Annotated in this window: 1 protein-coding gene; it reads left to right on the top strand. The window is 35.2% G+C overall.

Going from position 1 to position 352, the window contains the following annotated elements:
* The coding region (locus Xmir_RS22415; RefSeq protein WP_208620488.1) for a transposase at nucleotides 1-244 on the top strand (244 nt) is incomplete at its 5' end.
* Nucleotides 245-352 lie beyond the last annotated feature (108 nt).

The following is a 352-nucleotide window of genomic DNA, read 5'->3' as shown; positions in this document are numbered from 1 at the left end:
TAAAAGTCGGAAAGTCAGGGCATGGCTAAAACAAAATCCTAAATTTAATTTGTTGTTTTTACCGGTTTATTCGCCATGGATAAATAAGATTGAACGCCTATGGCAATCATTGCATGAAACCGTCACACGGAATCATAGTTGTCAGTCTATGTGGCAACTCTTGAAATATGTTGAAGCATTTATGAACTCATTTTCATCAGGGCAACAACCGGGCATGAGAAAAATGAGTGTATCACTATTATGAAAGCTTATTTATCGTCAGATTTTTTAATATAATCAGGCCATTCTTGCTCAATGCCGTATCGTTCTTCAAATTTGCCTTGAAGATTAAACTTGTTATGAACGTTAACTA

The organism is Xenorhabdus miraniensis, from assembly GCF_002632615.1.
Note: the sequence above shows the minus strand (reverse complement) of the source record. Positions and strands in the feature narration are given on the sequence as shown.